Genomic DNA, 13897 nt, shown 5'->3' with positions numbered 1-13897 from the left:
AAGGTTCAGCACGATGCGTATTTTGTTGGCGGAGGACGATGCCTTGCTGGGTGACGGCTTGCGTGCCGGGCTGCGCCAACAGGGCTTTCAGGTGGACTGGGTGCGCGATGGCGATGCAGCCCAACGCGAGTTGTGCAGCGGCGACTTTGCTGCCGCCGTGCTGGACTTGGGCCTGCCCTTGAAAGACGGTATGGATGTGTTGCAGGCCGTTCGCGCACGCAATGTGCGCACACCCGTGTTGGTGCTGACAGCGCGCGATGCGGTGCCTGAGCGCATACGCGGCTTGGACAGTGGGGCGGACGACTACGTGGTCAAGCCTGTTGACTTGTTTGAGCTGGGTGCGCGCCTGCGCAGCTTGGTGCGCCGCGCCCATGGCCAAGTGCAAGAGGTGCTGCGTTGTGACGCTGTGTGCTTGGACCCGGCGGCACGCCAAGTGCGCTTGCATGAGGCGGTAGTCAGCTTGTCCACCCGCGAGTTTGACTTGCTGCACGCCCTGATGCTCAACATCGGTAGGGTTTTGTCGCGCGAGCAGCTGGAGCAGCAGCTCTACAGTTGGGGTTATGAGGTGGACAGCAACACGATTGAGGTGCATATCCACCATCTGCGCCGCAAGCTGGGTGCCGACACCATTCAAACCGTGCGCGGCATTGGCTACACCATGCAGCGCACAGCGCCAACCCCATGATGGCGCTGCGCTTGGCGTCTTTGCAATCGCGCGTGCTGGTCTTGGTGCTGGCCTTGGTCAGCGCCATTTGGCTGGCCGTGGCTGCCGTCATTTGGATGGAAGCCCGCCACGAGATTGACGAGTTGCTGGACGGCCATTTGGCCCAGGCCGCAGCGCTCTTGGTGGCACAGCAAGCCCGTGTGGATGCCGAGGAAGAGGATGTGGCAGACGCCCCCTCGTTGCACAAATATGCACCGCAGGTGGCGTTTCAGGTGTTTCATGAGGGCCACCTGAGCTTGCGCTCAAGCAATGCACCCAGCGCCCCCATGGCTGACATTGCCAGCGGGTTCACCACGGTGCAACTGGGCGATGGCGCGCGCTGGCGGGTGTTTGCCACCACGGGTGCGGAGGCCGATGTGCGGGTGTATGTGGGCGAACAGACTAAATCGCGCAACTCCATTTTGTGGGTGGTGCTACGCAGTGTGGTGGTGCCCATGGGCTTGGCACTGCCTGTGTTGGCATTAGCGCTGTGGTGGGCCGTGCGCCAAGGCTTGCGCCCTTTGCGCCTAGTGAGCCAGATGCTGGGCGAGCGCAGCCCGCAAGCGCTGGCGCCCTTGGTGGTCTCGCCCATGCCCAGCGAGGTGCGCCCCTTGGTGGATGCGCTCAATGCCTTGTTTGTGCGTATTGACCGCATGGTGCATGCGGAGCGGCGCTTCACGGCAGATGCCGCCCATGAGCTGCGCACGCCCATTGCAGTCATTCGCACCCAAGCCCAAGTGGCGCAGGGCGCACAAGACAACGCAGCCGAGCGCCAACATGCACTGCAAGCCACGATTGCAGGCTGCGACCGCGCCACCCGCTTGATTGATCAGTTGCTCACACTGGCGCGCTTGGAGGGTGCGTCCCACGCAGACGCCGCCAGCAGACTGGCCGCCAAGCCGGTGGACTTGTCTGCCGTGGTCCGCAGCATTGGTGCGCAGCTTGCGCCCGTCGCGTTGGCGCGCCAGCAGGTGCTGGAGCTAGAAGCCAGCGCGCCCTGTTGGGTGCAGGGTGATGAGGTACTACTGGGCGTGCTGGTGCGCAATCTTTTAGACAACGCTTTGCGCTACAGCCCCACGGGCGCGCAGGTGCAGCTAGAGGTAGGGCAGCAGGCCGGGCAGGTGTTCTTATGCGTGCAAGACAGTGGGCCTGGCTTGGATGAGGCGCAGATGGCGCGCTTGGGTGAACGGTTTTTCCGCGTGCTCGGGCAGGATGCGTCAGGCAGCGGCTTGGGCTGGTCGATTGTTAAGCGACTGGTTGAAGTATTTGGTGCACAGATACAGGTGCGCCGCGCCTGGGCTCTAGGGGGTTTGGCGGTGCGCATTGAGTGGCCGCCTGTCTCTGCGCCATAGGGATCAGAAGCGTGGTGGGGTGAAAACCCACCATGTTGCTAGGTGTATGCGCCTAATGGCGGCCCTACTGGTTTGCCCAGCTTGCCGTGGGGCCTTGGCCCGCTCACAATGGCGGGGTGCTTCTTGGCACGATCCCCCGAACCTTTTTTGCCACTGCGGAGCACCATGCGCACACTGTCCCTTCTCGATCTTGGCTTTTTTGTTGCCGAAACCGAGGCCAGCCCCAAACACGTGGGCGGGTTGATGATGTTTTCGCGCCCCAAGGGCGCCAAGGCCAGTTTTGCCAAAGACCTATGCAACGAGTTTCGTGGCTTCACCGACGTGCACGCCCCGTTTAACCGTGTCATCCACTTCTCGTTGAGTGCCATGCCGCGCTGGCAAAAAGCCGAGTCCATTGACCTGGACCAGCACATTTTTTATCACAAACTGCCGCGCAGCCTGAACGACCGGCAAGCGCTGTACGACTTTGTAGCCAAGCTGCATGAGCCCATGTTGGACCGCTCCCGCCCACTGTGGGAGATGCACCTGATTGATGGTTTGGAAGGTGGCCACTTCGCGATGTACCACAAGGTGCACCATGCTTTGGCCGACGGAGTCACCATGGCACGCTGGATGGCCAGTTGCTTGGCTGACAGTGCCGCCAGTGGCGATATTCGCCCCGTGTGGACGCTGAAGCACGGCGCACGCAACCAGCAGCACCGCAGCGCCAGCCAAGTGGTCATGCAGTCGGTGTGGAAAGAGGTGGCGGGCAATACCTCGCGCCTGCTGGGCATTGGGCGCTTGGCAGCCATGCTGCTGCTAGAGAGCGTGAACCTCACCAAAAATGCGATTGCCTTGCCCTTTGTGTCCAGCGCAAAAACGCCACTGACCGGTCAGGTGACCTCAGGGCGGCAGTTCACGACCGCTGCGGTGTCCATGGAGCGCGTCAACAAGATCCGCGAGCGCACCCGCTCTACGGTGAACCATGTGGCGCTGACCTGTCTGGATGGCGCTTTGCGCCGCTACTTGCGGGACCAAGGCGTGGAGCTGCGCCAGCCCATCACCATCCAAATGCCCGTGAACTTGCGCAAAGAGGGTGAGAAGACGGGGGGCAACAAGATTGGCATCATCCAGGTTGAGCTGTCAGCACCCACGGACGACCCGTATGTGCGGCTGCGCAACATCGGGTTTTCGCTGCGCAATGTGCGCACCATGATCGATAACGTGGCCCCCGAGGGCATTGAGTCGTACACCATCATCACCGGCTTAGTGGCGCAAATTGCCGAGCTGCTCAAGCTCAGCAATACCTTGCCCCCTATGGGCAACACCTTGGTCTCCAACGTGCCCGGACCCAAGGATTACCTGTACCTCAAGGGCTGCCGGCTGGAAGAGATGCACCCCATCAGCACCTTGCCGCCCAGCAATTTGCTCAACATCACCTTGTTTAGCTACGCGGGTGAGCTGTTTTTTGGCCTGATAGCCACCAACGAACTCCCCAATCTGCAGCGCCTAGGCGAGTATGTGGACGAGGCTTTTACAGAGCTGGAAACCTCCGTACAAGATGCGCACGCGGCGGACTGAAGACGTTCTGACATGCGGCACGGCACAGGCAAAATAGCCTGATGCATTTTCAAAAACTATGGGTTCCTGCGCTGGCGGTGTTGGCCGTCGGCTTGTCTTACCAGCGCTGGGGCTGGCCGGGTGTGGCCATGGCGCTAGGCGCTTTGGTGATGTGGGCTTTGCTGCACTTTACGCGCATGCTGCAAGTGCTCAAACGCGCGGCCCACCGCCCCGTGGGCTATGTGGACAGCGCCGTCATGCTCAACGCCAAGCTGCGCAAAGGCATGCCGCTGTTGCATGTGGTGGCCATGACGCGCGCGTTGGGCGCACTGCAAAGCCCCACCGACACGCAACCCGAGGTCTACGCCTGGACCGATGGCTCCCAATCCACCGTGACGGCCGTTTTTTTGGCCGGCAAGCTGCAAAGCTGGGACTTGGTGCGCCAACAGCCTGAGGCGTCGCCATAAGCCTCATAGGCTTCGCAAACAGTGCGCCCGGGTCCTGAGCGGCCCCGTAAAATCAGCGTTTTGCCAACCCGCAACCGATTCACTACAAGGACTGCTTCCATGACCGTAATTCCTCCCTCCATGTCAGACCGCGACGGAAAAATCTGGATGGACGGCCAGATGGTGGATTGGCGCGACGCCAAGATCCATGTGCTCACCCACACTTTGCACTACGGCTGCGGCGCGTTTGAAGGGGTGCGTGCCTACAACGGTGTCAATGGCACCGCCATCTTCCGCTTGGAAGAGCACACCCAGCGTTTGTTCAACAGCGCCAAAATTCTGCGCATGGCGATTCCGTTCACCCAAGAGCAGGTGAACGAGGCCCAAAAAGCCGTGATCCGTGAAAACAAGCTGGAATCCGGCTACTTGCGCCCCCTGACCTGGATTGGTGACCGCAAGCTGGGCGTATCGCCCAAGGGCAACACCATCCATTTGATGGTGGCTGCATGGCCATGGGGCGCTTACTTGGGCGAAGAGGGCATGAAGCGCGGCATTCGCGTCAAGATTTCTAGCTACACCCGCCACCATGTCAACATCACCATGACCCAGGCCAAGGCGGTGAGCAACTACACCAACTCGATTTTGGCCAATATGGAAGCCACCGACGACGGCTACGACGAAGCCATGTTGTTGGACAGCTCGGGCTTTGTGTCTGAAGGCGCGGGCGAAAACCTCTTTGTGGTGAAAGACGGGGTGGTCTACACCCCCGACTTGTCGGCCGGTGCCCTGAACGGCATCACCCGCAACACCGTGCTGCACATATGCAAAGACCTGGGGCTGGAAGTGGTGCAAAAGCGCATTACCCGCGACGAGGTTTACATCTGTGACGAAGCCTTCTTCACCGGCACCGCCGCTGAGGTCACGCCCATTCGCGAGCTAGACCGCATTGAGCTGGGCAAAGCGGGCTATGTGGGCAGCCGTGGCCCGATCACCGAGAAGATCCAAAGCGCCTACTTTGACATCGTCAACGGCCGCAACCCCAAATACGCACACTGGTTGTCTGCAGTTTGATCTGCACACCCCATAGCCTCACAGGAACACCTTATGTCTACCTCTGCAATTGAACTGCTGGCCAAAGACCTGAACCACCAAGGCGGCGTGTTTTGCCCCAGCCCCTTGGCGGCCATGCAAACCTGGAACACCCACCCCAAGGTCTATCTGGATGTGGCCAAGACCGGTGAAGCCAAGTGCCCTTACTGCGGCACGGTGTACAAGCTCAAAGACGGCGAGCACTTCGACGGCCACCACTGAGCCCGCGTTTGCCTAACCGCCCGCGTGCGCTAGTCATCGCGCCCCAATGGATTGGGGACGCGGTGATGACCGAGCCCTTGCTGCGCCGCTTGCATGCGCGCGGTGAGCGCTTGACCGTAGGCGCCTTGCCTTGGGTGGCTCCGGTCTACCGCGCCATGCCCCAGGTGAGCACTGTGGTGGAGTTGCCTTTTGCGCATGGTGGCTTGCAGTGGGCGGCTCGGCGTGCTTTGGCGCGCCAGTTGCGCGGGCAGTTTGACGTGGCCTATGTGTGCCCCAACTCCCTGAAAAGTGCGCTCTTGCCTTGGTGGGCGGGTGTGCCCAAACGGGTGGGCTACCAAGGCGAGTCGCGCTATGTGCTGCTCAATAAGCGTTTGCCCAATCCACCCGAGGGCGAGCGCCCGCCCATGGTGGCGTTTTATTCCGCCTTGAGTGGGCAAACGGGGCTGGAGCAAGACCAACCCCATTTGCAGTTGGACCAACACGCTGTGGCGCAGGCCTTGCAGACCTTGCAACTGCAGCCCCAAGGCTTTTATGTCTTTGCGCCCGGTGCCGAGTACGGCCCGGCCAAACGCTGGCCCGCGCGCCACTTTGCTGCCTTGGCGCGCCAATTGCAGTTGCCGGTGGTCTTGCTAGGGTCGGCCAAAGAGGCCGCGCTGTGTCACGAAATTGCCACGGCGGTGACTGCCGCCAAGCCCGGCCAGTGTGTGGACTTGTCAGGCCGCACCAGCTTGGACCAGGCCTTGGCCCTGATTGCCGCCGCCAAAGCCATGGTGAGCAACGATTCTGGCCTCATGCATGTGGCCGCCGCGTTTGGCGTGCCCCAGGTGGCGGTGTTTGGGTCGTCCAGCCCCATGCACACGCCGCCCTTAAGCGCCAAAGCCCAAGTGCTGTGGCTCAAAACCGATGCCAGCTACCACCCCCCCTTGGACTGTGCCCCTTGCTTTGCCCGCGAGTGCGCCTTGGGCCACACCCGCTGTCTGAACGATATTCAGCCCAGTGACGTGCTACGGTATTTGTAGCTGCTTGCGCAGTATTCATGGGCGATAGGCCCACTTTTTCCTTGTATTCATTGAATTTCCAGCGTGCTGCGGACAAAAAAAAGCCACCGTGAGGTGGCTTTGTAAAGTTCCCGAAGGAACGTCGTTGGAACATTTGAAGTGGCCTATTGCTTGGCGTTTCTTCGATCCGTTTGAACTGTGACAGCAGTTGGATGTACTGTACCTAGTGTGTGCCACTGCAGGTATCCCCCATTCGGGTGAATTTTCCTGAATTGTTATGAATCCGGGGCTTTGGGGCCCCACTACGTACCCAAAAGTTTGATTTGGCTCAAGCTTTTTCGGCGCCTTGCATCGGAAGTTGGATCTCAATACACAGCCCACCGTCCGGGCGGTTAAAGCAGCGCACCTGGCCCTGGTGGCGTATGACGATGGATTTGACCAAGGCCAAACCCAAGCCCACACCGCCTTCGCGCTCTGAGGCCCCGGGGATGCGGTAAAAAGGCTCAAAAATGCGGTCCAACAAGGCGTCGGGGACACCCGGCCCCCGGTCGCAGACCTGAACAATCGCCACCGCACCGGTTTGCCGCGCGATGGCCGTGACCTCGCCCGAGGCATAGCGGTTGGCGTTTTCCAACAAATTGCGCACCACACGCCGTAAGAGCTTGCTGATTCCGGGGACCAGCAGCGTGGCTTGTTCTACGTCTAAGCTCGCATGGCTGCGTGCACATTCTTCGGCGAGCAGGCCCACAAGCTCCACCTGCTCCACCGTGCCCATGTCGGCCTGTTGGGAGTCCAAGCGGCTGGCGAGCAATATCTCCTCAATCAGCTGGTCTAACTCACTGATGCTGCGTGCGATTTCTTCACGGCTTGCGCTGCTGGCCCCACCCATGAGCTCTAGCCCCATGCGAATGCGGGCCAAGGGGGACCGCAGTTCATGCGAAGCATTGGCTAGCAAAGACTTTTGGGAGGCCAGCAAGGCGTCACGGGCTTTGACCAGGGATTCAATCTGCTGCGCGGCATGGTTAAAGCCTTGCGCAAGGTCTGCTACTTCGTCCGTGCCCTGTGCGTTTACCCGCACACTTAAGTCGCCATCACCCCATTGGCGCACACCCCGCTGCAGCGATTCAAGCCGGCGGGTGAGTCTGCGCACGATGGGGTAGGTGGCTAGCGCGACCGCCACAGCCACCAGCCCAAGGGTCCACAAAAAGCCAAAAGGTGCCCGCCAAGGCGAGGGGTTGGGTCGAGGCAGGTGCAAGTGCAGCACCTGCCCGTCTTGCATACGCACTAGGAACTCGGGGCCCGCGCCAAAACTGCCTTGCGCGCTGCTTGGCCGGACTTCCGCCTCAGCGTCGTTATCGTCCGTCTCGGCCTCCGTGGTGAATGGCGGGCGCATGGGCTCGCCTTGCATATGCCGTTTGTGGGGGGTGGGCCGGTCGCCCGGCGGGCGCATCATGCGTGCCTGGCCGCTGCCTATGACATCGCCGTTGGGGTTGCGCACCACCACTTGGCGCAACGGAGGTTCTGCAGCCATGCGCCAAGCCCAACCTACTAAGAGCGTGAGTACCGCCACAGCCAACACCACGGCCAGCCAAATGCGTACGTACAGCTTTTGCAACACGGGTGCTAGTCTTGCTGGCGTGCGAACACATAGCCCACGCCCCGCACCGTGAGGATGCGCCGTGGGTCTTTGGGGTCTGCCTCGATGGCGGCACGGATGCGCCCCATATGCACGTCGATGGAGCGGTCAAACGCATCGAGTTCCCGTCCGCGTACGGCCTCCATGATGTGTTCGCGCGTGAGTACGCGCCCGGCCCGCTCGGCCAGCGTGACCAAGATGTCGAATTGGTAGGAGGTGAGCTCGCAGGGCTTGCCACCGACGCTGACGATGCGGGCATCGCGGTCGATGCTGAGCGTTCCAAAGCTCAGTATCTGTGACTCACGCTCCGCCGGCGTGTCCCCCTTGCGCCGTAATACCGCCCGAATGCGCGCGAGCAGCTCGCGGGGCTCAAAGGGTTTGGGGAGGTAGTCATCGGCGCCAAGCTCCAGCCCAATGATGCGGTCCATGGGGTCGCCTTTGGCGGTGAGCATCACAAGCGATGTTTGGGCCACTGGGCTGGGTAGGGTGCGGATGCGACGGCAGACTTCCAAGCCGTCGATGTCAGGCAGCATCAGGTCTAACACAATGAGGTCCACAGGGGCATCCGCCGGGGTGCTGCTCAGCAGGGCGAGGCCGGTGAGGCCATCGGGTGCATGGCGCACCGTGAATCCGTTTTGCCCCAAGTACTCGGCCACCATGTGGGCCAAGCGGGCATCGTCTTCAATGATCAGGAGGTTGTGCGGCATGCCAGAAGTCTAGCGCGCAGGCCTGCGCGCGTGTGTACTTCTTGCGTCAAGCCTCTGTAAAGTTAGGTAAACCAGTGCTATCTATTTGGTAGCTGCTTGCGCAATATCTGTGAGCGCTGCAGCCAGTTTATGGCTTCTTGATATCTGTGTGCAGTTTGGCCTTGGACGCCAGCCACACCAGCGCCAATACAGGAATACCCAGCAGCGCGGTGCCCGTGAAGAAGGTGTCAAACCCATACGTTTCTACAAAAACGCCGGAGTAGCCGCCCAGCAGTTTGGGCACGAAGACCATCACCGAGCTGAGCAGGGCGTACTGGGTCACGGTGTATTTGATGTTGGTCAGCGCCGACAAGTAGGCAATGAAAGCGGCTGTGGCAATGCCGCCTGCCAGGTTGTCAGCAGAGATGACCACAGTCAGCGCTGTGAGGTCATGGCCTTGGTGGCCCAGCCACACGAACAAAAAGTTGGTCAATGCACTGAATACCGCGCCCAGCATCATGACCCGCATCACGCCCACGCGGGGGGCAATGGCCCCGGCAATAAAGGCGCCCACCAGCGTCATGATCACGCCATAGACCTTGGTCACACCGGCCAGTTCCAGGTTGGTGAACTTGAGCTCTACGTAAAAGGGGTTCGCCATGACGCCTAAGACGACGTCGCTGATGCGGTAGGTGCCGATCAATGCAAGGATCAACATGCCATGGCGGCCATAGCGGCGCAAAAAGTCGGCAAGCGGGGTGTAACCCAGCACGTTGAGCCAAGCAATGGGGGCTACGAGCGCCTTGGGCAGTGGAAGGCGTATCAGGTGCTGAGTCCCTATGCTGCGGTCCAAGCACACGCAGCCGACAATGGCCAAGCCCGCGCCCAACCACACATAGGTGCTGGAGAGGGCAGACAGGGCACCTAGCACCAAGGAGAAGAGCAGGGTGAAGATACCCAGCACCGTGAGGCCTAAGGGGACCGAGAAGGCGAGGCCTTGAGAGGCGAACTGAGCACTGACTTGGGCGACCTCGTTGGACTGGGCCACCAAGTCGCGCGGCACAGGTTCTTTGGAGAATGCCACGGCCACAATGCCGACCAACATGCTGGCTGCCATGGCGTAAAAGCCATACTGCCAGGCGGAGGCCAAATAGTTGGCTTTATCGGGTGAGCCCATCATGCCCACGATGCTGAGCAAGAAGGCACCTGACCAAATGGCTGCCAGTCGGTAGCCCATCAGATAGGTGGCGGCCAGGGCCGCTTGTTCGGTCTCGTCTGCGGATTCGATGCGAAACGCGTCGAGCGCCAGGTCTTGGGTGGCTGAACTGAAGGCCACCAGCAGCGCGCACCAGACCATGGGCGTCAGCAGTGTGAGTGGCTCGGTGCTGCCCATGCCGGTGAGCCCCAGCATGATCAAGATTTGGGCCAGAATCAACCAACTGCGGCGTTGCCCCAGCCAGCGCGTCAGCCTAGGAATGGGCAATCGGTCCACCAAGGGGGCCCACAACCATTTCAAGGTGTAGGCCAGCGTGACCAAGCTCAGCTGACCAATGGTGGCCTTGTTCACGCCCGCTTGTGCCAACCATGTGCCCAGGCCCCCATAAACCAACCACAGGGGCAAACCCGCCGCAAAGCCCAGCGCGAGCATGCGCAAAGGCCCCGGTTTGAGGTAGACGGCTATGGATTGGGCCCAGCTGAGCTTGGGAGGGGCGGCGGGAGAAGGAGAGAGCGCTTGTGTCATGCCGCAATGGTAATGGGGTCGTGTGAACAGATGCGTGGGTAGATACACCGAGGGGTGCTTGCGTGGCTGCTCGCACCACCGTTTGGCTTATGCTTCCACGCAGAGAGATAGACGCAAGAATAGTACCTATTGCTTTGGTCCCAAGTCGCCTCATATCCCTTAGAAAGCCGAAAGCCATGCCCCATCCAGCCATTAGCACCCAGCCCCGCAGAGCTCTTGCGCAGCTGCGCCGGGCAAGTCTTGTCGTGTGTTTGGTCTTACCGCTGACGCTGTCAGCCCGCGACGGGGTCGATGTAGGCAACAACTCTGCCTTCACTAAGCTGGTGTCGGCTGAGCAGTTGGAAGAGTCGGCAGCGCAGCAGTACCAGCAGATGCTGCGCACGGCCGCGCAAAGCAAAGCCTTGGCGTCAGACCAGAGTTTGCAACTCAAGCGCTTGCGCGGCATTGCGCAACGCATCATCCCTTTCACTTCGGAGTGGAACCCACGGGCGAAAGAATGGCGATGGGAGGTCAACTTAATTGGCTCTCCGCAAATCAATGCGTTTTGCATGCCTGGCGGAAAAATCGCGTTCTACAGCGGCATCTTGCAAACCCTGAAGCTCAGTGACGACGAGGTGGCCATGGTCATGGGGCATGAGATCGCACACGCCTTGCGCGAGCATGCCCGCGAACGCATGGGTAAGACTGCCGTGACGCACAGCGTGGCCCGTATCGGTGGAGCGTTGATATCGAGTTACTTTGGGATTGATCACCGCATTACCGACACGGTGGCCAGCGGGGGCGCAAATTTGCTGACCTTGGAGTTCAGCCGCAGTGACGAATCAGAGGCTGACCTGGTGGGTATGGAGCTTGCGGCCCGCGCGGGGTTTGACCCCCGAGCAGGTGTCAGCCTGTGGAAGAAGATGAGCGCCGCCAATAAAAATGCACCGCCTCAATGGCTGTCTACGCACCCATCCGGCTCCACCCGGATTGCTGAAATAGAGGCCAACCTGCCCAAGGTCTTGCCTTTGTACGAGCGCGCCAAAAAAGGGTAACCGCAGCCAGTCAACGGGTTGAAGCCGTCGCTGCCATGACTGGCTTGAGCTGGTACTTGGCGATCAATGTCTCCCTTTTGCGCGGGTCAAAGTTGATGCGCTCTGGGTCATGGTTCACCGCAGCCAGCAAACGCTTGTCCATCACGGCAAACCAGAGCGGCGGAATGTAGGCCACGGGGAACATGCCAAAGTAGCCGTTGGGCAGCTGGGGTGCTTGTGCAAAGTGGCGCAGGGATTGAAAGCGCCGCAGCGGATGCGCATGGTGGTCAGAATGGCGTTGCAAATGGAACGTGGCCCAGTTGGAAAACACGTGGTTGCTATTCCAAGAGTGTTGAGGCTTGCAGGTCTCCAGCCGACCGTTGGCGTCACGCAGACGCAGCAAGCCATAGTGTTCAATGTAATTGGCAGACGTGAGCTGAAAGTTGGACCAGAGGGCTGCGGGTATCAAAAACAAGAGCACTTGGGGCCCTAGCCACACGCACAGCGCACTCCACAGTGCCACCGTAATCAATGCGGGTTGCAAGATTTCGTTACGCAGCGACCACAAGGCTTGGCCATCCACCCGCATGCGTTCTCGCTCCAGGGCCCAAGCGCGCTTGAAGGCTCCTGGCATCTCACGCCAAACAAAGCGCCAAATGGTTTCGCCCATGCGTGACGATGCGGGGTCTTCGGGCGTCGCGACATCGCGGTGATGGCCCCGGTTGTGCTCCACCGTGAAATGCCCATAAAAGCTAGGCGCCAAGATCAACTTGGCGAGCCAGCGCTCCAGAGGGGCTCGCTTGTGGCCAATTTCGTGCCCTAGGTTGATGCAAAAACCACCCACGCCGCCCGTGGCAATGATCAGGCCGAGTTGGCCCGCCCAGGTGAGGTCTGCCGTCTGGCTAAACCACGCGGCATAGATAAACGCCGCCCACAGCAAGGGAACCAGTGCGAACGTCACCCGCCGGTAGTACGGATCTGCCTCTAAGGCAGGAACGGCTGATTCGGGCGGATTGCTGGTGTCCGTGCCAAGCAACCAGTCCAAGCAAGGGGCAATGCAATAGGTAAAGAACACCGGCAGCCACAACACCCATGTCTGCGGGTGCCATAGCCAGATGACCGGGCCGGCGGCGATGGACAAAGGCACCAGCAGCGACAAAATCCAGGCAAAGCGTTTTTTGTCTGTGTAGGGCGTGGTGGGGGGCTCCTGGGAAGGGCTGGTGGCAAACGTGCTCGACATGGGCGGGTCTCCTTGTAATGCGCCCTGCAGCAAGCACTGCGCAGGGCATGGGGCCAGTGTGGTGGCTAAAGACCGGGGTAACCACCGATGGCGCTGCCAAACAGTCGTCATAAACTGCCAAACACCGTGTTTGCGACACGGTTTAAGGGAAAACACCAAGCAGGTTTTCTTACCCACAACACCCATGCCAGCAACCCCCCCCATGCAGTCTCTCGCCGTGGTGCACCCCGTTTACGCACGGCTCTTGCGCATGCTCTTGCAGAAGGCCGAGGTGGACAGCGACCGTGTGTTAGCCAGTGCCCAACTGGCATGGGACACGCTGCAGCGCGATGGCGCTGGCTTGCCCCGCGATACCGTGATTCCATTGGTGCGTGCAGCCATGGCCGCGACGGGCAAGCCTTGGCTGGGGCTGGATTTGGGCTGGCAAGCCCCGGTGTCAGCCCATGGTCCTTTGGGCTACGCCGCAGTGACAGCGCCCGATTTACACCATGCCTTGGCCGCCTTGGCGCGCTTCGGCGCGGTGCGCGATGACTCGTTTGCGTGGACCTACCAAGCCACTGCACAGGGGGGTGTTTTGCAGGCCACTGCGCGGCTGGATTGGGGCGATGCGCGCACCTTTGTCATGGACACCGTCATTGCCGCATTCATGAGGGTCATTGAAAGCGCGTTGGGCCAGTGGCCTTGCGGGGTGCGCTTAGAGCTCCCGGTGCCGAAGCCGCCTTGGGCTTCCCAGTACCTGCGGGTGCAACCGCTAGAACTCTTGTTTGACCAACCCAGCCTACGGTTTTGCTTTAGTGCGCGCACATTGGCCCTGCCTTGCATAGGGGCAGACGCCCATGCCCATGCCAATGCCTGCCATGAGTGCGAACTCGCCTTGCGTCCGATCGCCCAGCGCAGCTATCGTGAGCAGGTCAATCGTGTGTTGGAAGATGCAGCCACGGGCCGCTATCCGCAGCTCACGGAAGTGGCAGCGCAGTGCGGCGTGTCCTCCCGCACGCTCATGCGCCAGTTGCAACATGAGGGCACCTCGTTTCAACAGCTGCTGGACACCCACCGCAAAGTCCGCGCCCTGGCCTTGCTGCAGCACAGCACCCACACCGTCGAAGAGATTGCCGCCCAACTGGGCTATGTGGATACCTCCAACTTCAGCCGCACGGTGCGGCGTTGGTTTGGGGTGTCGCCCAAAGCGATGCGCCAGACCCCCAGTGCCTAAGCAAAGGGGTGGCGTAGGC

The 13897-nt window shown here is 60.8% G+C and carries 13 protein-coding genes; 9 read left to right on the top strand and 4 right to left on the bottom strand.

All coding sequences use genetic code 11. From position 1 onward, the window contains the following. Nucleotides 1-13 precede the first annotated feature (13 nt). The 7 genes from EXZ61_RS20805 to waaF all read left to right on the top strand — a co-directional run bounded on the left by EXZ61_RS20805 (nucleotide 14) and on the right by waaF (nucleotide 6370). Complete coding sequence (locus tag EXZ61_RS20805; protein ID WP_142813833.1) at nucleotides 14-685, top strand: winged helix-turn-helix domain-containing protein; 672 nt, start codon at nucleotides 14-16, stop codon at nucleotides 683-685. Then, nucleotides 682-2055 (top strand): ATP-binding protein, encoded by a 1374-nt coding sequence (locus tag EXZ61_RS20800; RefSeq protein WP_237219026.1) that lies wholly within the window; start codon nucleotides 682-684, stop codon nucleotides 2053-2055. Before EXZ61_RS20805 ends, EXZ61_RS20800 begins: the two co-directional genes overlap by 4 nt. Nucleotides 2056-2220: 165 nt before the next feature. Continuing rightward, nucleotides 2221-3615 (top strand): wax ester/triacylglycerol synthase family O-acyltransferase, encoded by a 1395-nt coding sequence (locus tag EXZ61_RS20795; RefSeq protein ID WP_142813832.1) that lies wholly within the window; start codon nucleotides 2221-2223, stop codon nucleotides 3613-3615. Nucleotides 3616-3656: 41 nt separating this feature from the next. Then, on the top strand, nucleotides 3657-4061 hold the full coding sequence (locus EXZ61_RS20790; protein ID WP_142813831.1) for a glycerate kinase: 405 nt from the start codon (nucleotides 3657-3659) through the stop codon (nucleotides 4059-4061). 99 nt (nucleotides 4062-4160) lie between these two features. Further along, nucleotides 4161-5111 carry a branched-chain amino acid transaminase gene (locus EXZ61_RS20785; RefSeq protein WP_142813830.1) on the top strand — a complete coding sequence of 317 codons (951 nt, stop codon included), beginning with the start codon at nucleotides 4161-4163 and terminating at the stop codon, nucleotides 5109-5111. 33 nt (nucleotides 5112-5144) lie between these two features. Beyond that, nucleotides 5145-5351 (top strand): zinc-finger domain-containing protein, encoded by a 207-nt coding sequence (locus EXZ61_RS20780; protein WP_142813829.1) that lies wholly within the window; start codon nucleotides 5145-5147, stop codon nucleotides 5349-5351. 65 nt (nucleotides 5352-5416) lie between these two features. After that, a complete protein-coding gene (gene waaF / locus EXZ61_RS20775) occupies nucleotides 5417-6370 on the top strand; it encodes a lipopolysaccharide heptosyltransferase II (protein WP_142814350.1) in 954 nt (317 codons plus the stop codon). Between the two features lie 307 nt (nucleotides 6371-6677). On the opposite strand, the gene EXZ61_RS20770 is transcribed toward waaF, so the two are convergent. The 3 genes from EXZ61_RS20770 to EXZ61_RS20760 form a co-directional block, all read right to left on the bottom strand. After that, entirely contained in the window at nucleotides 6678-7964 is a 1287-nt protein-coding gene (locus EXZ61_RS20770) for a sensor histidine kinase (protein WP_237219025.1), read from the bottom strand. A gap of 8 nt (nucleotides 7965-7972) precedes the next feature. After that, the gene (locus tag EXZ61_RS20765) at nucleotides 7973-8692 is read right to left on the bottom strand and encodes a response regulator (RefSeq protein ID WP_142813828.1); all 720 of its coding nucleotides are present in this window, start codon (nucleotides 8690-8692) and stop codon (nucleotides 7973-7975) included. A gap of 127 nt (nucleotides 8693-8819) precedes the next feature. After that, nucleotides 8820-10412 carry an AmpG family muropeptide MFS transporter gene (locus tag EXZ61_RS20760; protein ID WP_142813827.1) on the bottom strand — a complete coding sequence of 531 codons (1593 nt, stop codon included), beginning with the start codon at nucleotides 10410-10412 and terminating at the stop codon, nucleotides 8820-8822. A gap of 176 nt (nucleotides 10413-10588) precedes the next feature. On the opposite strand from EXZ61_RS20760, the gene EXZ61_RS20755 reads away from it, so the two are divergent. Continuing rightward, a complete protein-coding gene (locus tag EXZ61_RS20755) occupies nucleotides 10589-11446 on the top strand; it encodes a M48 family metallopeptidase (RefSeq protein WP_142813826.1) in 858 nt (285 codons plus the stop codon). Between the two features lie 10 nt (nucleotides 11447-11456). Here EXZ61_RS20755 and EXZ61_RS20750 read toward each other — a convergent pair whose 3' ends face one another. Then, nucleotides 11457-12665 carry an alkane 1-monooxygenase gene (locus EXZ61_RS20750; protein WP_168224844.1) on the bottom strand — a complete coding sequence of 403 codons (1209 nt, stop codon included), beginning with the start codon at nucleotides 12663-12665 and terminating at the stop codon, nucleotides 11457-11459. Between the two features lie 202 nt (nucleotides 12666-12867). Here EXZ61_RS20750 and EXZ61_RS20745 point away from each other — a divergent pair, with 202 nt between their 5' ends. Beyond that, entirely contained in the window at nucleotides 12868-13878 is a 1011-nt protein-coding gene (locus EXZ61_RS20745) for an AraC family transcriptional regulator (protein ID WP_168224843.1), read from the top strand. The last annotated feature ends 19 nt before the right edge of the window (nucleotides 13879-13897 follow it).

Origin of the sequence: Rhodoferax aquaticus (genome assembly GCF_006974105.1) — a bacterium.
In the GTDB taxonomy this organism is placed as follows: domain Bacteria; phylum Pseudomonadota; class Gammaproteobacteria; order Burkholderiales; family Burkholderiaceae_C; genus Allorhodoferax; species Allorhodoferax aquaticus_A.
This window is presented reverse-complemented; position numbering and strand designations above follow the sequence as displayed.